15 protein-coding genes and 1 pseudogene are annotated in these 17,184 nt (G+C 72.0%); 8 read left to right on the top strand and 8 right to left on the bottom strand.

Annotated elements, in window-relative coordinates; translation table 11 throughout:
- Nucleotides 1-8 precede the first annotated feature (8 nt).
- Nucleotides 9-1,298 (bottom strand): streptophobe family protein, encoded by a 1,290-nt coding sequence (locus tag ABZ855_RS30015; RefSeq protein WP_360812118.1) that lies wholly within the window; start codon nt 1,296-1,298, stop codon nt 9-11.
- A 158-nt stretch (nt 1,299-1,456) separates the two neighbouring features.
- Here ABZ855_RS30015 and ABZ855_RS30010 point away from each other — a divergent pair, with 158 nt between their 5' ends.
- Nucleotides 1,457-2,827 carry a DUF6777 domain-containing protein gene (locus ABZ855_RS30010; RefSeq protein WP_360812116.1) on the top strand — a complete coding sequence of 457 codons (1,371 nt, stop codon included), beginning with the start codon at nt 1,457-1,459 and terminating at the stop codon, nt 2,825-2,827.
- A gap of 111 nt (nt 2,828-2,938) precedes the next feature.
- Entirely contained in the window at nt 2,939-3,391 is a 453-nt protein-coding gene (locus ABZ855_RS30005; protein ID WP_360812114.1) for an ATP-binding protein, read from the top strand.
- Nucleotides 3,392-3,531: 140 nt separating this feature from the next.
- Here ABZ855_RS30005 and ABZ855_RS30000 read toward each other — a convergent pair whose 3' ends face one another.
- Nucleotides 3,532-4,419, bottom strand: coding sequence for an RNA polymerase sigma factor SigF (locus ABZ855_RS30000; RefSeq protein ID WP_360812112.1), 888 nt, complete (start codon nt 4,417-4,419; stop codon nt 3,532-3,534).
- A gap of 264 nt (nt 4,420-4,683) precedes the next feature.
- On the opposite strand from ABZ855_RS30000, the gene ABZ855_RS29995 reads away from it, so the two are divergent.
- Nucleotides 4,684-5,091 (top strand): helix-turn-helix transcriptional regulator, encoded by a 408-nt coding sequence (locus ABZ855_RS29995; RefSeq protein WP_360812110.1) that lies wholly within the window; start codon nt 4,684-4,686, stop codon nt 5,089-5,091.
- A gap of 33 nt (nt 5,092-5,124) precedes the next feature.
- Here ABZ855_RS29995 and ABZ855_RS29990 read toward each other — a convergent pair whose 3' ends face one another.
- The 5 genes from ABZ855_RS29990 to ABZ855_RS29970 all read right to left on the bottom strand — a co-directional run bounded on the left by ABZ855_RS29990 (nt 5,125) and on the right by ABZ855_RS29970 (nt 12,260).
- Entirely contained in the window at nt 5,125-5,727 is a 603-nt protein-coding gene (locus tag ABZ855_RS29990) for an ATP-dependent Clp protease proteolytic subunit (RefSeq protein WP_360812108.1), read from the bottom strand.
- A 1-nt stretch (nt 5,728) separates the two neighbouring features.
- A complete protein-coding gene (locus ABZ855_RS29985; protein WP_360812106.1) occupies nt 5,729-6,385 on the bottom strand; it encodes an ATP-dependent Clp protease proteolytic subunit in 657 nt (218 codons plus the stop codon).
- 197 nt (nt 6,386-6,582) lie between these two features.
- A complete protein-coding gene (locus tag ABZ855_RS29980) occupies nt 6,583-9,567 on the bottom strand; it encodes a tetratricopeptide repeat protein (protein ID WP_360812104.1) in 2,985 nt (994 codons plus the stop codon).
- Between the two features lie 3 nt (nt 9,568-9,570).
- Entirely contained in the window at nt 9,571-10,887 is a 1,317-nt protein-coding gene (locus ABZ855_RS29975; protein WP_360812102.1) for a hypothetical protein, read from the bottom strand.
- The gene (locus tag ABZ855_RS29970) at nt 10,887-12,260 is read right to left on the bottom strand and encodes a hypothetical protein (protein WP_360812100.1); all 1,374 of its coding nucleotides are present in this window, start codon (nt 12,258-12,260) and stop codon (nt 10,887-10,889) included. The genes ABZ855_RS29975 and ABZ855_RS29970 overlap by 1 nt, the downstream gene beginning before the upstream one ends.
- 150 nt (nt 12,261-12,410) lie before the next feature.
- On the opposite strand from ABZ855_RS29970, the gene ABZ855_RS29965 reads away from it, so the two are divergent.
- The 5 genes and pseudogenes from ABZ855_RS29965 to ABZ855_RS29945 all read left to right on the top strand — a co-directional run bounded on the left by ABZ855_RS29965 (nt 12,411) and on the right by ABZ855_RS29945 (nt 15,941).
- Entirely contained in the window at nt 12,411-12,833 is a 423-nt protein-coding gene (locus ABZ855_RS29965; protein ID WP_360812098.1) for a hypothetical protein, read from the top strand.
- A gap of 64 nt (nt 12,834-12,897) precedes the next feature.
- Nucleotides 12,898-13,752: a DUF3592 domain-containing protein gene (locus ABZ855_RS29960; protein ID WP_360812096.1), complete on the top strand. Its 855-nt coding sequence runs from the start codon at nt 12,898-12,900 to the stop codon at nt 13,750-13,752.
- Nucleotides 13,753-13,891: 139 nt separating this feature from the next.
- Nucleotides 13,892-14,311: a YciI family protein gene (locus ABZ855_RS29955; protein WP_319202564.1), complete on the top strand. Its 420-nt coding sequence runs from the start codon at nt 13,892-13,894 to the stop codon at nt 14,309-14,311.
- Nucleotides 14,308-15,479 (top strand): annotated as a pseudogene (locus ABZ855_RS29950) (DUF6596 domain-containing protein). The gene ABZ855_RS29955 and the pseudogene ABZ855_RS29950 overlap by 4 nt, the downstream one beginning before the upstream one ends.
- A gap of 162 nt (nt 15,480-15,641) precedes the next feature.
- A complete protein-coding gene (locus ABZ855_RS29945; RefSeq protein ID WP_360812094.1) occupies nt 15,642-15,941 on the top strand; it encodes a hypothetical protein in 300 nt (99 codons plus the stop codon).
- A 58-nt stretch (nt 15,942-15,999) separates the two neighbouring features.
- Here the strand turns inward: ABZ855_RS29945 and ABZ855_RS29940 are convergent, their stop codons facing one another.
- A complete protein-coding gene (locus tag ABZ855_RS29940) occupies nt 16,000-16,965 on the bottom strand; it encodes a YihY/virulence factor BrkB family protein (protein WP_360812092.1) in 966 nt (321 codons plus the stop codon).
- Between the last annotated feature and the right edge of the window lie 219 nt (nt 16,966-17,184).

Raw genomic sequence — 17,184 nt, 5'->3', positions numbered from 1 at the left:
AGCCCCGCCTAGCGGTTGTCGACCTCGCCCCGCCGGTGCACCCGCCGGGCCGGCAGCGCACCCAGGAATCCCGTGACCAGCCCCCACAGCAGCGCGAAGCCGAGCGCACCCCACAGTTGGGCGTGCAGGAACAGGGTGCCGGAGAGATTGCCGCCGAGGTCCCCGACGCCCAGCACGGACAGACCGTAGTGGGCGGAGATCCGGCCGACCAGGCAGATCATCAGGACCGTGAGCGCGAGCGCGACCGCCATGTGCACGGCGTGCTGCCAGGCCCGCGTCCGGGCCGGTGAGCGCGCCGCCATCAGGAACGCGACCGCCAGCAGCAGTACGGCGTCGACCACCACCAGCCACCACACCTTGCCGTCGAAGTCGGCGAGGGTGCCCAGATTGAGCGTGGCGGTGTCGGAGGTGCGCAGGACCTCGTCGAGGGCATGGGGCATCGGCAGCCCGAAGGGACCGTCGACGCGCCCCTCCCAGGTGGCGCCCAGCCCGATGGTGAGGGCCAGCCAGACCAGGTTCGGCATGCCCAGCAGCACCAGCGCGAGGGACTGGGCGGGCTGCCCGCGTGTCACGGCCACGACGAGCCCGATCACGGTTCCCAGGGCCACGAACGAGAGCAGCAGGACGACCATGGCGTGGGCGGCCGGGCGCACCGACTCCTGGAACCGCAGCAGCCGGGGCGGCAGCGGGGCCCCGCGTGAGACCAGCAGGGCCAGCACCAGTACTCCGGCAAGCCACAGCACGCCCGCGAGGAGGGTCAGCGGTACGTCCGCCGCGAAGCCGATCCTCGGTGCGTCGCCGAAGATGTCGCCGATGTCGCCGAGTGTTCCCTCGCCCAGCGACACCGCGAAGGTCTGACGGGCCGCGAACGCCAGACCGGTCAGGCCCAGCACCCACAGGACGGCGATGCGCACGGCCCAGCCGGCCAGCTCGGTCGCCCCGGCGACGGCCCGGTGCCGCAACGGGCGCAGAAAACCCGCGCCGATCACCAGTGCCCCGACCAGGGTCACGGACAGCGGCATCACGGTCAGACCGCCCGCTGTCTCGGCGAGGTCTCCGGCGTCGCCCGTGAGTTCGACGTTGCCGCCGACCGCCGTCACGACGGTGGCCGCGACGACCCGGGGGAAGGCCCCGTCCGGCAGATCGCCGGCCCCGGCCGCCCACAGCCCCAGCCCGGCGGTCAGCACCATGGAGGCGAGTCCGGTCAGCACCGCGGCCAGGGCCTGTGCCCAGCCGTGCCGGGAGACGGCCCGCTCCTCGGCGAGAACCGGCACGGAAGCGGGGGTTCGCGTGCTCACCCTGCCACGCTAAGCAGCACTCGGCGGGTGCGCCTGTCGGGAGGAGCGAGGCCTCCGCTTGCGGGCGAACCGGGACCAGGGCACACAATGGGCACGTTGTGGAAGAAAGCGGCAGAAATCGGGGTGCATGCCGCGAGCCCACGTCGGAAGAAGAGCCCGTGAGCGTCGAACAGCCGTCCTCCGACCGCCCCACAGGACCGCCCTCCGGCCCTCTCTCGGGCCCCACCCCGCCCCCCGTGGGACCCCCGTCCCAGCCGCCCGCCGACGGCGGAGGCGGGAGCGGGGCCGGGCCCGGGGACGGGGGAGAGGGCGGAGGCGCAGGCGCGAGTGGCGGCTCCGGAACGGGACCCGGGTCCGGACCCGGCCGCGACCGGCCCTGGTGGCGGTCGGTGCCCCGGATCGCGGTGCTCGCCACCTCCGTCCTGGCCGCGGTGGTCCTGATCGTCGTTCTCACCCGCTCCGAAGGAACCTCAGACCGGTCGGGCGGCGAGATCTTCCTCCAGGCCGCGGACAAGTCGGGGCCCGACCCCTTCACCGAGTCCACGGCCAAGGACAGCTCCGCCCCGCCGGCCGTCACCCCCACCGCCACGGTCTCGGACACGCCCGCCGCGAACGTCGTACGACGCGTGGACGGCGGCGCGGCCGGCCTGTACGGCGGCACCCGCAAGGTCGCCAGCTGCGACGTGGAGAAGCAGATCAGGGTGCTCGGGGCTGCCCCAGCGAAGAACGGGGCTTTCGCGTCGGTCCTCGGCCTGCGGCCCGCCGGGGTTCCCGCGTATCTGCGCTCACTCACCCCCGTACAGCTGCGGATGGACACCCGTGTCACCAACCACGGCTACCGCGACGGGGCCGCCACCAGTTACCAGGCCGTTCTCCAGACCGGGACGGCCGTCCTCGTCGACGACCGGGGCCGGCCGCGCGTGCGCTGCGCGTGCGGCAACCCGCTCGCCGACCCGGTACGACAGCAGACCACCCCGCACCAGCGGGGCGACGCCTGGCCCGCGTACCGCAGCTCCAATGTGGTGGTCGTGGCGCCCTCCACCACGGTCATCAACGTCTTCGTCGTCTACGACCCCGACCACCGCGACTGGTTCCACCGCCACCACGGCGACACCGGCAGGCACGACCAGAAGACCACCCCGCCTGCCGTGCGGCCTTCCCCGTCGGTGAGTTCGTCGACCCCCTCGACGGCGTCCTCGGAACCCTCCACAGCGTCATCTGAACCCTCCACAGCGTCATCTGAACCCTCGGTGGAACCCTCCCCGGAGTCCTCGGAGCCCACGTCCCAGGCGCCCGGCCTGCTGTCGCCGAGGTCACCGCTGCCGTGCGTGTCCTCGCCCGCCGCCTCATCGCCCGCGTCACCGGCCACACCCAACACCGCGAGTCCGTCGGCCACCCCCTGCCCGACGACGTCCGGCGCTCCCTCCTCCTCACCCCCGTCCTCGGCCCCCGAGTCGCTCCGGTCCCCGCCCGACGACAACCTCTCCGGCAGTACGTCACAACCGGCCCTCACCTCGTCGTCCTCCTGAGGTCCCCGGAGACGGACGCCACCTCGGAGAGGGGGGACTGCGACGCGCGGCTCGGGGTACGAGCAGTGGTGCGACCGGGTTCTGCCGGACCGGCCACCGAGAGAGAAACGCATGATCGACCACCTGGACGGAGCAGTGACACCGACTGGTCTCGACAAGCCCGTCGAACCGCTGCGACGGGCGACGCACTTCACCGGTGAGCCGGGGTGCATCGCGGAGGCACGCGTCTTCGCCGAGACCTTCCTCGAGCAACTGAGGAAGGAGCGGTGCGCCCCGAACGACACGCGTCTCGACGGTGAACTGATGCTGGTTGTCAGCGAGTTGGTCACCAATGCGGACCGGCACAGTCACGGCCCCTACGTCCTCGAACTGGAGGGTACGGACACCTCGGTCACGGTCGCCGTGTACGACAGCAGCGCCACGCTGCCCATGCGCTACCCCAGGGACCCGGAACGCATCGGCCGGCACGGCCTGGAGATCGTCCACGCACTCGCCACCGAGGTGACCGCCCGCCGCGTCCCGGTCGGCAAGTGCGTGAGGGCTGTGCTGCCCCTCACCCAGTGAGTCGACTTCACCCGGTGCGTTCACTCAGTGAGTGAGTACCCAGGTGTGTGAGTGCTGCCCCTCACCGCTGAGCTCGATCGAGCTCGATCGAGCGAGTGAGGGGCAGCACCATCCGGCCCGCCGACGAGCCGGTGCGCGCGTCAGGCGTAGTCGAGCTCCCCGAGCATGCCCTCGCGCAGCCGCGTGATGATGCGCTTGATCAGCCGCGACACATGCATCTGCGAGCAGCCGAGCAGCTCACCGATCTCCGCCTGGGTGGCCTCCTCGACGAACCGCAGATGGATGATCTCCCGGTCCCGGTCGCTGAGTTCGGCGAGCAGCGGGGCGAGCGACTGGAAGTCCTCGACCAGCCGCATCCCGTGCTCCTCGACCCCGATGAAGTCGGCCAGCACCGCCTCGCCGTCATCGGGACCGTCACCGGTCAACGCGGCGTCGAGAGACGCGGAGTTGTATCCGTTGGAGGCGATCTGGCCCTCGACCACCTCGTCCTCGGACAGGTTCATGAGCGTGGCGAGTTCGGCGACCGTCGGATCGCGGTCCAGCCTGCTCGACAGTTCCTCACGGGCCTTGGCCAGCTCGACGCGCAGCTCCTGGAGCCGGCGCGGTACGTGCACCGCCCATGTCGTGTCGCGGAAGAACCGCTTGATCTCCCCGACGATGTAGGGCACCGCGAACGACGTGAACTCCACCTCACGGGACAGCTCGAACCGGTCGATGGCCTTGATCAGGCCGATCATCCCGACCTGGACGATGTCCTCCATGTCGTCGCCGCGACCCCGGAAACGCCCTGCTGCGAACCGCACGAGCGACATGTTCATCTCGATCAGGGTGTTGCGTGCGTACTGGTGTTCGTGCGTGCCCTCTTCGAGTTCGGACAGACGCTGGAAGAACTGGCGGGACAGCTCCCGCGCGTCACGCGGGGCCACCTTTCGCGGTTCCGGGACTCCGGGCAGTGGGTCGTCACCCGTCCTGGCCCCGGCGGTGTCCACGACGACCTCTGCCTTCGACCGGATCATGGCGGTGTCCATTACCTGTTACCTCTCCCACGAAAACATCGAGTTGCGGACGATGGAACGGTTCCCGACTGCGCGCGTACCCGGTCGGGCGCCGTACATGCCCCCTATTTTGCTCCGTGCAAGAGAAACTGGCGGACGCGAGGTGCGAAGGTCTCGCGAAACCAAGGGTGTTGAGCTGGCGGTTCGTCCTGTTCGTGGTTCGTCGCGCGTGGTGATTCCACCCAGGGCGGAATGCCGATGTCTTCCCTGTGGGGTGAGGGCATCTAGGCTGAGGGGGTGAGCAATCAAGCGCCGAACCAGGCCCGGGTGATCCCGCTGCGTCCGAAGACCGCGCCGACACCGGCTCCGGCCGCTCCGGTGACCCCGGCGCAGCCCGCGCCCAGGGAACCGCTTTTCCGCGACCTGGTCGGTGACGTCCTGCGGCGCGAGAGAGTCGCGCAGGAACGCACCCTCAAGGACGTCGCCGACGCGGCCAGGATCTCCATGCCGTATCTGTCGGAGCTGGAGCGGGGCCGCAAGGAAGCCTCCTCGGAGGTCCTCGCGGCCGCCGCCCACGCCCTCGGTCTGGACCTGGGAGACCTGCTGTCCCTGGCCCAGAGAGAGCTGACCCGGCACAACCGAAGCCGCACCCCCGCGCGCACGACGACCTCGGCGCCGTACAACGGGCTGTGCCTGGCCGCCTAGCCGACCCGCGCCCGTCGCGAAACGGCGGGCCGGTCAGACACCGACGAGGCGCCGGCTCAGCACCTCGTCGGCCAGGCCGTACGCCACCGCCTCCGCCGCGGTGAACACCTTGTCGCGGTCCATGTCCGCGCGCAGCGTCGCCACGTCGTGGTGCGTGTGCCGGGAGAGTACCTCCTCGACCTGCGCGCGGATGCGGACCATCTCCCGGGCCCGTACGGCCAGGTCGGAGACCGTGCCCCGGTGACCGTTGCTCGCCGGCTGGCCGAGCAGCACCCGGGAGTGTTCGAGCACGAACCGGCGCCCGGGGTCACCCCCGGCCAGCAGCACCGCCGCCGTCGACGCGGCCTGGCCGACGCAGAACGTCGAGATGGGCGCCTGGACGAACGTCATCGTGTCGTAGATCGCCATGAGCGAAGTGAACGAGCCGCCGGGCGAGTTGAGGTAGATCGCGATCTCGCGCTCCGGGGACGACGACTCCAGATGCAGGAGCTGCGCGATGACGACATTGGCCACCCCGTCGTCGATCTCGGTGCCGAGAAAGATGATCCGCTCGGACAGCAGCCGACTGAACACGTCGTACGACCGCTCGCCCTGCGGGGTGCGCTCCACCACGTTCGGAATCGTGTACGTCCCCATGTCAGAGCCCGATCCGTCGTCGTGAGGAGGCCGGGTGGACGTCGGCAAGCGCGCCGACCACCCGGTCCACCATGCCGTACTCCCTGGCCTGTTCGGCCGTGAACCAGCGGTCGCGGTCGCCGTCCCGGGAGATCGTCTCCTCGCTCTGGCCGGTGTGCTGGGCGGTGATCCGCTCGACGGTCCGCTTCGTGAACTCCAGGTTCTCCGCCTGGATCTCGATGTCGGAGGTGGTGCCGCCGATGCCGGCCGACGGCTGGTGCATCATGATCCGCGCGTTCGGCAGCGCGTACCGCTTGCCGGGCGCGCCCACGCTGAGCAGGAACTGGCCCATGCTGGCCGCGAATCCCATGGCGAGCGTGGACACGTCGTTCGGGATCAGCTGCATGGTGTCGTAGATGGCGAGACCCGCGGTCACGGAGCCGCCGGGGCTGTTGATGTACAGGCTGATGTCGGTGCGCGGGTCCTCCGCGGACAGCACGAGAAGCTGGGCGCAGATCCGGTTGGCGGAGACCTCGTCGACCTGCGTACCGAGGAACACGATGCGCCGGCCGAGCAGTTGGGCGGCCAGATGGTCGTCGAACCGGGAGGCGGGGGTGTCGCCCTCCTCGGCCCGGGGCAGCAGCGCGGGCCAGGGGCCGGCGGCGGTGAACGGGGACATCGGGGCTCCTTGTCGGGTCGTGGGTGGTGGGTCGTCGTACGTTCGTCGTACGGCGGACGGCGGACGACGCCGCACTCCCACTCTCGGCCCGACTCGAGGCCTCTGGCCGGTTTCTTGGCCCGCAGCAGATTCGCCGACGGCAGAGGCGCCGGCCTGCCCTTTCCTGTCCTGCTTGTCCTGTTGTGAAGTCCTGGGCCTCACGCGGTGATCGAGGTGATGGCCGCCCACAGCAGCGGCGAGTGTTCGATCCGGCCGCCGGACCGCCACTGCTCTAGCCGCTCGCGCTGCCAGCGTCCGAGCCGGTCCACGGGGTCCGGGTCCTCGTGGGCGGTGTCGACGGCGACGATCGCCTCGGTCAGCGGGCGTACGGACTCGGACAGCCCCGCCAGCCGGTGGAAGGCGAAACTGGTCGGCAGCACCCAACGGGTGGCGGTGACAAGCTCGGCACCGTTGTGGATCATCGCTGTGGCGAGGCCGAACGACTCGGTGAAGCGGAGGTCGCCGCCGCTCTCGCAGCCGATGAGCGCGACCCGCGGCGGCGCCGGCCACAGCACAGACCCGGGTTCGCCGTCGGCCCGCAGGGGCAGCGTGCCCAGCAGCAGGTCCTTCGCCGACAACGGGCGGTGGCCGCGCACCTGTTCGGCCAGGCCGGTGGTTCCCGGACCGCAGCACAGATGGAGCGTGCCGTCCTCGCTCTGCCCGCCCTCGACCGGCGCGCCGCTCACATGCCCGACGTACAGCAGCCTCCGGGCGCCCTTGCGCAGTACGTCGCTCAGCCAGTCCCGGTCCAGATCGGTACGGCGCAGCGCCTCCGCCGGCGAGGACACGGGCGGCAGGACGGCACCCGCGTCGAGACGTCTCCGTACGAGGGACAGCAGCTCCGGGTCCGATCCGGGCGGTCCCAGGACGGACCCGAGCGGGGAGTCGGCCCGGAAGCCGGGGATCCGGGGGTCGAGGACGAGAACCACTGGGCCCGTACCCGTACCCGAACCGGTACCTGTGCCCGTGTCGGGGGTTGGGCGGGCCGCGGTTGCCTGGCGGCGCAGTGACATCGGCGCGGTGGTCACGACGTCCGCCAGCTCGATGAGCCGTACGTCGGAGTCGGCGTCGACGGCGAGCAGTTCCCAGGGGACCTGGGCGACCCGGGGCGAGGGCTGGATCCGGATCAGCGGACGGCCCGCCTGCTCCGACACCTGACGTAGCTGCGCCGTCAGCCCCTCCGGCCACAGCGCCTCCGCCAGCAGCCGGGCGAGTCGTCGCTCGGCCCCTGGCTCCGCCAGCGCCCCCGAGCCGAACGCCCGGCGCACCCCCTCCGCTCCCTCGCCGGTACCCGGCAGCGCTGCTGCCAACTCCCGCACCGCCAGGTCGACTTCGGCGGCGACACCCTGGCCGGTACCGAAGCCACGGGCGCCGCCGGCCCAGGTCCAGGTCATGAACAGGTCGCCGGCGTCGGCCAGCCGGACCTGCACCACCGGGCGGCCGGTCAGATCGTCGGTGAACCAGAACGGGACCTCTTCGTCGTCCACGATCCGCCGCTGATAGCGGAACTCGGCCCCCGCGATGTACTCCTGGAGTGCGACACGCCCGGGCCCCTGGGCGGCCATCCGTACCTTCGGCGGCGGCGCGACACGCAGCCCGGCGGAGGCCGCGGCCTCCGCCGCCACACCGCCCAGGGCCATGGGGGCGTCGGCGGGGGCGTACGTCTTCATGGCCGCGCTCGGGAAGACCGACCCGGCGTCCTCGGAGTCCTCGGCTCGCCCGTGTGGCGAGGTGCGCGGCGCCGAAGGCGGTGTACGGTCCAGCGCCAGCAGGGCGCCCGCGCTGCGGTGTTCCACCAGCTCGAAGAGCAGCCCCTGATCCTGTCGGCGCACGGCGAGACGAAAGGCCAACTCCATTGCCTCGTCGGCGAGTTGAAGCCACTGATGACGTGCGTGGGCGGTGGTGAAGTCGTAGCGCGCCGCCTGCAGGGTCAGGGCGGCGGGAAGCGCCAGGGAGAGCGCGTTGTCGATGGACCGCCTCTCGTGGTCGCCGTGGTCGGTGCGGTTCAGATTGTCCTCGAGTGTTCTCGCGAGCATGAGGTCGACCTGGGCGCACCGCTCGTACACCTCCCGCGCCTGATAGACGTCGCGGGCCCCCTGGGCCAGCCGCTGCAGCTCGGGGATGTCCCCCCGGTCGTAGGCGAGTTGGGCGCCCAGCAGCATGGTGTCGGCGGCGGCGATCGACGCGCCGATCTCCTCGAAGCGGGCCAGGCTCGCCGTCATCAGGGCGCCCGCACCGGTGCTGTCGCCGCATCGGCCGGCGAGGAAGGCGCGTGCCTGTTCGCAGACCGCCAGGTTCCCGAACCACTGGTGCCGCTCGAAGAACGCGGACGCCTCGGCGAACAGCCGCTCCGCGAGGTCGAGTTCGCCCCGCTGCATCGCCACGTACGCCCGGTTGGCCAGCAGTGAGTGCTGCTCGCCGACGTCACCCAGGGCCCGGAAGCGTTCCGCCGCGCGGGCGAGGTGGTCCTCGGCCTCGTCGAACCGGCCGGTCGAGGAGCAGATCATGCCGAGGGCGGTCAACACCCTTGGCACCGTCTCCAGTTCGGTCTCCTCCAGGGTGGACAGCAACGCCGTCGCATGTTCCTCGGCAGCTCCCCACTCGCCCCGCTCCATCAGCAACAGCACGCGGTTGGAGCCGAGTTCGGCGGTGCGCAGCCCCTCGGGATCGTCGAACTCGTGCAGCGTGCGAGCTGCCTCGGCGAGACGGTCCATCGCCTCGTCCAGACGCCCGGTCCGGCGCCGCAGATCGGCTCCGGCGAGCAGTGTCTTCAGCCGGACTTCCAGCCACAGCTGACGACCACGCGGTCCCATCGGGACGCCGGCGACGTTGTCGAGCAGGGCACGGGAGCACTCGACGGCCTCCTCGGCCCCGACCAGGTCCGTGGCGGACAGCCGGACACTCGCCAGATCGGACCACAGATGCGCTCGCAGAAACCGCACGTCGGGGGAGTCCTCGACGGATTCCGCCACGGCGAGCAACTCCTCGTAGACGGCGCACGCGGCCGTGAGATCGGCCGCCAGCTGATGTTCCTCGGCCAGGGCGAAACCGCCGTCGAACGGCTCCCCGTACAGCGACAACACTCCCGCGCCGCTCTCGGCCTGTCCGGCCTGCTCGCCATGCTCGATCCCGGCGTCCGGCATGTGTCAGTAGTCCTCGTCGGTGGCAGTGGCGGCGGTCTCGGCGAGGAACGGCGCCGAGCAGGTCTCGAGAGGTGAGGTGTCGAGAGGCGACGCGTCGGACGCGGAAGGCTGCGCCGCGATGGCCAGCCGCCGTCGGACCAGGGCGCGAACGGCTTCCCGCTCGGCGCGAACGTCGGTCTCGGCCGGTGTGCCGGGGCCCGGGTCGAAGCCCGGCAGCAGGACACCGACCTCGATACGCGGCACCCGCACCCCCGCCGGCAGAGCCGACGGCAGGTCCGAGTGACCGGTCCACAGGTCGTCGCGTCTCGCGAGGGGCACCCGATGTGCCGCACCGCCGTTCACGTTCACCTCCGCGAAGAGGAGAGTGTCTGTCGCGGGTGCCGACCTGTGGGCGACGGCCTCGACCTCGATCAGCCGCCGGGTGCCGAACGCGCGAGCGGTCCAGGAGACCGCGTTCTCAGCGGCGTCGACGAAGCCCGGCGGGTATCGGCGCCAGTCGTTGGTCCCCGACCCCCGGGCGATCACCCGGCCGCCCACCGCGAGCGTTTCACCCGCCGCGAGTGCGAATCCTTCCGGTCGGGCGAACAGTGCGCCGAGGTCGACCGGTGTACCGGCCGGACCACGCACGTCCAGGGATGACCGGAGTCGGCGCAGCGCCTGCCCGTCCAGACCGGCGCTGTCCGCCGCGTCGTCGAGCAGCCGCAGGACGCTCTCCAGATGGCGAGCCGTGTCCGACGGCTGCGCCTGCGCGCGCCACCACTGGATCAGCGGATCGAGAGCGCCCAGGCTCTCCTCGATCAGTTCGGCCGCGCAGTCGTCGTGCTGGTCGCCTTCGTCGTCGAACAGTTGCTGGCAGCGGTGGGTGAGCGCGGCCGACTCCAGTCCCAGCAGAGCCGGTTCGAGCTCGGGTATCCCGTCCGCGTACGAGGCAGGCCACCACCGGGCCGCCCAGTGACCGAGGCCGAGCCGGGCGGCTGCCCCCGCCAGTGCCGTCACCTCCGCCGTCACCCGCACGTCGGACTGTCCCGCCGCACAGTCGTGGACGGCGGCGGCGACGCGCTCACCGTAGAGCGCCCACAGCCACTGCTGGGCCCGCCCCGGGTCATGGACCTCCGCCGCCGGCAGCCCCGGGTCGTCGAGGACGGGCCAGGTCAGATCGGCGCCCGCGACCTCCAGGACGGCCCGGGTGAAGTCGGGGCCCGCGGCGGCGACATCGTCGTACGCGTCGACAGGACGGCGGCCGGGCCCGGCGGCGATCAGGACCGTGCCGTCCTCGTCGCGTGTCATCCGGACGTCGACGACCTCGTCCTCCCGCGCCATCACGCGCTCCTCGGTTCGGCCGCCGGGGCGGGGTCCGTGGCCAGGGCGCGCAGTGCCGAGCGCACCCGGGCGCGGTGGTCCATCATCACCGAGCGGGCCACCCCGTCGAGCACCGACCAGGCCGACGCGAGGTCTGCCAGGGGTGCGTCGCGGACGTCGCGGCCGTGCAGCCGTACCCACAGCCGCCGCATGTAGGCGGCCCACGGGGTGCGGAGGTCCTGGGCGAGGGCGTCCAGGACGCCGCCGTCCGGGTCGGGGCGCGCGGAGACGGTCATCCTGCGGGCGCGCAGGACCGAAGCCTCCCGCCGCCAGCGGCTGTTGACGGCCCGGTGCGCGGTGGTCCGTCCCGGCGGGCCCTCCCCGGTGCCCAGCGGGTCGAGGCCGGTTGCCAGGCGTCCGCCGAGGACCACGGTGACGCGCAGGCTCTCGTCGTGCAGGCCGAGCGGCGCGCAACTGCGGCCGGTCTCCCGCGCGACGAGTTCCGCCACCGTCGCCAACTCCTCCCGGTGGGCCGACGACTGCAGGACCGTGAACAGCCGCTCGAAGAGCGTGCGGTCCAGCGGTGCGGGCAGCGTGGCCGTCGAGGCGCCCCGGCCCACCTCAGGTCGCGGCGGTACCGGCCGCCCGGTCAGCCCCAGATGCGTCGACAGGGTGTCGCGGCCCCAGACACCGCTCGTACCCGCCCACAGAGCCCGGCCGAACGACTCGCCGTCACCCGCTCCGATCATGGCGGCGTACGAGGGGGAGGTGCTCGCCGGGCCCTGCGCACCGCAGGCGTCCAGGGCCTCGGCGGCCCGCTCGAGGGCCGAGGCCAGCGCGGTCGCGCCGACGGCCGGGGGTCGGCTCTCCCAGGCGGCGGCCAGCTCGGCCTCGAGCCGCGCGCGCCGGGCGGGGTCGGCGAGGTGGTCCTTCAGCGCGTCCACCGTGCGTCCGCCGGGGGAGTGGGCCACCTCCTCGACCAAGGCCCTGGCCAACGCGTCGGCACCGTCCCGGGGCACCCCGTGCTCGCTGGCCAGTTCGAAGCAGCGCTGGAAGTAGAGGTCCTGCGGATTGCCCGCCACCACGCCCAGCGCCCGGCGGGCCTTCTTGAGCAGCGTGAACCACTGTGCCGTCGCCGCCAGTTGCGCGGCGGACTCCAGGATCAGCTCCTCGACCAGCGCGGCCTCCTCCGGAGCGAGGAAGTCCCCCGCGAGTTCGGGACGCATGGTCGGCCTGACGATCAGCGGCAGCACGATCAGCTTGACCGTGCGGGTCAGCGGCGCCCCGCCGGGACCGCTCAGCGGTTCGAGGCCCGCGCCGAGTCCGCGCCAGGCGTGGTCGATGACCAGGGCGCGCGGTCGGCGCTCGCCGGTCGGCTGGCTGGGAGACGGCATGTCAGGAGCGTACGCCGGAGGCGGATATGCGTACGAACCTGGGATCGGTAGGCGATCAGGGCCGCCTAGCGTCCACATCGTCGGCCGGTCGGCCGGCCAGTCACGCGTACGAGTCGCGCGGACCAGTCATCGGCAGAGGGGAAGAAGACCATGGGAATCTTCGGGCGGCGCAAGAGCCGTGAGGAGAAGGCCGCCGAGATCGCGGGCCAAGTGGCGAGCGGCAAGGGTTTCTACGGCCGGACCACGCGGGCGTTCCTCGGCGAGTCGGACTTCGCCAGGGTCCAGCAGTCGATCGGCGCGTACAACTCCGGCCACGTCGTACAGCAGTTGCTCGCGGCCGGCGTGCCGACCGTACCCGCGGCTGTCGTGTCGATCAGCGACACCGGCAAGCTGGTCAACTTCGATCCGGTCGTCGACCTCGTCCTCCAGCCGCCCGGCGCCGCCGACCGCGTCACGCTCCAGACCATCGTCTCCAAGCTGCGCATACCCCGCCCCGGCGACCAGGTACTGCTGGTCGCCGACCCCGCCCGACCCGGTGGCTACCTCTACGCCGGTGACGGTGTGACCCCGTGACAACCGGCGGCTCGACGCCGTCGGGGTCGATCCGGGCCGCGGTCTGTTCCGCCTGGAGCTGTGAGTGAGTACGTACGGGCTGTTGGAACTGTGGTGGGTCGTTCCGGCGAGTGTCGCGCTGCTCGGCTACGGGCTGTCCCTGGTCGGACTCGCCCCGGCCCAGCGAGCGGTCTGGGTGACGGCACGGATCGTCGAAGTGGGACAGCCGGCGCACGGCGCGTCCAAGGACCCCGGGATCCCGGTGACGGTCGCCTTCCAGGACCCGGACAGCGGGCGGGAGTTCGTTCTGCCGAACGCCGGCAGACACGGCCGGGGCATCGAGGCGGCCTGGGTCGGCCGTGAACTCACGGTGCGCTACCGCCGCGGGCGGCCGGACCGGTTCCGCGTCGTGCTCGACCCCGCGGACGAGAAGCACGGCCGGGTCGTCCCCAACTGCGCGGTCGCTCTGCTCCTGGTCGGGCTTGTCATCCACGCGGCCGTCGCCCGGGGCTGGCCATGGGCGCTGCTCGGCTTCGGCACGCTGCTTATCGTCGCCATGGCGAGCGGCGCCGACCTCCGCGCCGTGCGCACCCGCGACGCCCTGCTGTCGTCGGCCGTCGCCGTGCCGGCGCGTGTCGTCGCGGTCACCAAGGACGTCTACGAGGACGGGGAGGGCAGCAAGATCGTCAATCACGCACCCGTCGTCACCTTCACCACCCGGGAGGGCGTCCACGTCACCGTCCTCTCCCGCGACGGCATCCCCGACCCCGGCCGATCACTCGGCCGCCACCTCACCGTTCACTACGCCCCCGACGACCCCACGGTCTACACGCCCGACCTCGCGGCCGAGCGCCGGGACAGTGAGAGGGCCGTCGGGTGGATCATCATCCTGCTGCTCGTCGGCATCGCGGCCGTGGTCGCCGGGGCGCTCACTCTGTGACACCCCCCGGGCCCGGTCTCCCGGTCCTCACAAAAAACTTTCGGCGATTTCCGCCGGCGATGTCGAGAACCCGTGCCGGGCTCCGTCTCCGTAGTGAACGCGACCACAATGGGTCGCACCCGCACCAAGGAGAGCCGTCATGGCCAAGTACCTGCTTCTGAAGCACTACCGAGGCGCCCCGGCCGCGGTCAACGACATCCCCATGGACCAGTGGACACCGCAGGAGATCACCGACCACGTGCGGTACATGTCCGACTTCGCGGCCCGGCTCGAGGAGACCGGCGAGTTCGTCGGCAGCCAGGCACTCGCCCCCGAGGGGACGTTCGTCCGTTACGACGGCGAGGGCCGTCCGCCGGTCACCGACGGCCCGTTCGCCGAGACCAAGGACCTCATCGCCGGCTGGATGATCATCGACGTGGACAGCTACGAACGCGCCGTCGAACTCGCCGGGGAGCTGTCGGCCGCGCCGGGCGCGGGCGGCAAGCCGATCCACGAGTGGCTCGAACTGCGCCCCTTCCTGGCCGCGTCACCCAGCACCACGGAGTGCCCGCACCGATGAACGAGGCCCTGCTGCGCAGCCTCACCCCGAGCGTGCTCGCCGTCCTCGTCCGCCGCGGAGCAGACTTCGCGGCGGCCGAGGACGCCGTACAGGACGCACTGCTCGAGGCGGTCCGCGTCTGGCCGGACGATCCGCCACGCGACCCGAAGGGCTGGCTGGTCACCGTCGCCTGGCGGCGGTTCCTCGACGCGACGCGACGCGCGCGGACGCGGCCCGCCGCCGGCGCGAGGACCGCGTCGACGAGGAGCCGACGCCGGGACCCGCCCCCGCGGCGGACGACACGCTCCAGCTGTACTTCCTGTGCGCGCACCCGTCGCTGACGCCGTCCTCCGCGGTCGCGCTCACACTGCGCGCCGTCGGCGGACTGACCACCCGCCAGATCGCCCAGGCCTATCTGGTGCCCGAGGCGACCATGGCCCAGCGCATCAGCCGGGCCAAGCGCACCGTGACCGGCGTCCGCTTCGACCGGCCCGGCGACGTCGCCACCGTCCTGCGCGTCCTCTACCTGATCTTCAACGAGGGCTACTCCGGCGACGTCGACCTCGCCGCCGAGGCCATTCGGCTCACCCGGCAGCTCGCGGCCCAGGTCGACCACCCCGAGGTGTCCGGGCTGCTCGCCCTCATGCTGCTCCACCATGCCCGCCGCGCCGCCCGCACCGCGCCCGACGGCAGTCTGGTGCCGCTCGCCGAGCAGGACCGAGGCCGCTGGGACACCGCCTCGATCGCCGAGGGCGTCGCGATCCTCCAGGCGGCCCTCGCCCGCGACCGGCTGGGCGAGTTCCAGGCCCAGGCCGCCGTCGCGGCACTCCACGCGGACGCGCCCACCGCCGAGGAGACCGACTGGGTACAGATCGTCGAGTGGTACGACGAACTCGCACGCCTGACCGACAGCCCGGTCGTCCGGCTCAACCGAGCGGTGGCCGTCGGCGAGGCGGACGGCCCGCGCGCCGGTCTGGCGGCGCTCGCGACAGTGGACGAATCGCTGCCGCGCCACACCGCGGTGGCCGCGTACCTCCACGAGCGCGACGGCGACCTGACGACAGCGGCAAGGCTGTACGCCGAGGCGGCACGAAAGGCCCCCAACCTCGCCGAACGCGACCACCTGACCCGCCAGGCCGCCCGGCTCAACACCCGGATGCGGGAGCGGCCGCGCCAGGAGTCTCCCTGACCTGAAGGGCGCCCGAGTTCCGGAGTCTCCGCCGTGCCCCCGCACGCCCGGCGTGCGGGGGCGGAGCGCCGGGAGGCCGCGCCTCTGCGCGCTCTACGTCGCCGGAGGCCGCGGCGGGAGGATGCTCGAGCACATTCGGAGCTGGACACAGGGGGCGGAAAAATGACTGTAGTGATGTCGATGAGCTGGGCCGGAGTCAGCCCTGAGCAGTACGACACCGTGCGGGAGACCGTCGGCTGGGAGGAGGTCGCCCCGGCCGGTGCTGAAGCGCATGTGGCCTGGTTCGACGCGCAGGGGCTCCATGTGATCGACGTCTGGGAATCGGAGGAGGCCTTCCACACCTTCTTCGCCCAGCGACTGGCCCCCGCGATCGAGAAGGCCGGCATCGAAGGCGCCCCGGACACCGACTTCAACCCCCTGTACAGGCGTTTCATCGCCCCTGGGGTCACCGGCGCCGCCTGAGCGAGGCGGGGCCGTCTCCGGGGCGGCGCTGACAGCCGCCCCGGAAGCCGTCGACAGCTCATCGACCGGGCCCGGGATCCGGACGTACGGCGGACTCGATCCCGGCGCGGGCCGCTTCCAGCTGGGCGGCGAAGGCGATGCCCAGGAACAGGGCGATGCCGGTGACGTTGGCCCACAGCAGCAGGGCGACGAACGCGGTGAGCGGACCGTACACGGCACCGAACGCGGCGCTCTTGCCGACGTACAGCGACAGCAGCCAGGTGGCCGTGACCCACAGGACGATGTGGACCGCGCTGCCGAAGGCGAGCCAGGTGTAGCCGGGCTGGCCGCGACGCGGCGACCAGCGGAAGATCACGGCGGAGGCGATCCACGCGAGTGCCAGTCCCACCGGCACCTCGAGGACACCCCACCAGTGGTCGCCGCCGCTCGGGGAGCCCAGGGTCTGGGCGACGGCGTCCCCGACCGCCTCACCGGCGACGAGCACCACGAACCCGAGCACCATCGGCAGGCCGCCCGCCACCGACAGCAGTAGCGCGCGACCGTACTTGTGGGTGAAGGGGCGGTCGCGCTCGATGCCGTAGATACGGTTGGCGCCCCGCTCGATCTGGCCCATCGCCGAAGCGAGGTTCAGCACGGCGAAGGCGAGCCCCAGCCACAGCGCGAGGGTGCTCCACACATCGCCGTGCGCGCTGCGCCGCGTCCCCGCGAACGCCTCGTCGAGCACGCCGGCGCCGGCTCCGGGGACGATGTCGCCGAGAGTCCGTTCGACGACCCGGCCCACCGCCTCGGTGTGCACGGACGTGGCGAGGCCCACGAGAGCGAGGGTAAGGGGAACGAGGCCGAGCACGATCTGGAAGGCCAGGGCGCGCGCGTTGGTGAAGCCGTCGGCGTAGCGGAACCGGGTGAACGAGTCCACCAGGAGCCGTATGCCGCCGTACCGCCGCAGGGCGGTGAGCGCCTCGTCCCCGGAGAGTTCCTCCCCGATCATGTCCCTGGTCTGCGGGACGTGGACGGCGGTTCCCATCGCGTACCGGCTCCCTCCGTTCGATTCCGGGTCGAGCCCCGGTGCGTGCCCTGTCGACTGCCCCCGAACCGCCGGTTCACCGGCGCTCGCCGCCGGGCGTTTCGAACGGGCTCCCGATCGAGGTGACCGACGTGGTGCTGCCGGGCCGCCGGCGACAAGCCGATCTACACCTTCCGGCGCGCCGACCTCGCCGTCCTCGACGAGGAGGTCTTCCACCTC

It is taken from the genome of Streptomyces sp. NPDC047042 (genome assembly GCF_040644035.1).
Taxonomy (GTDB): Bacteria; Actinomycetota; Actinomycetes; order Streptomycetales; family Streptomycetaceae; genus Streptomyces.
Note: the sequence above shows the minus strand (reverse complement) of the source record. Positions and strands in the feature narration are given on the sequence as shown.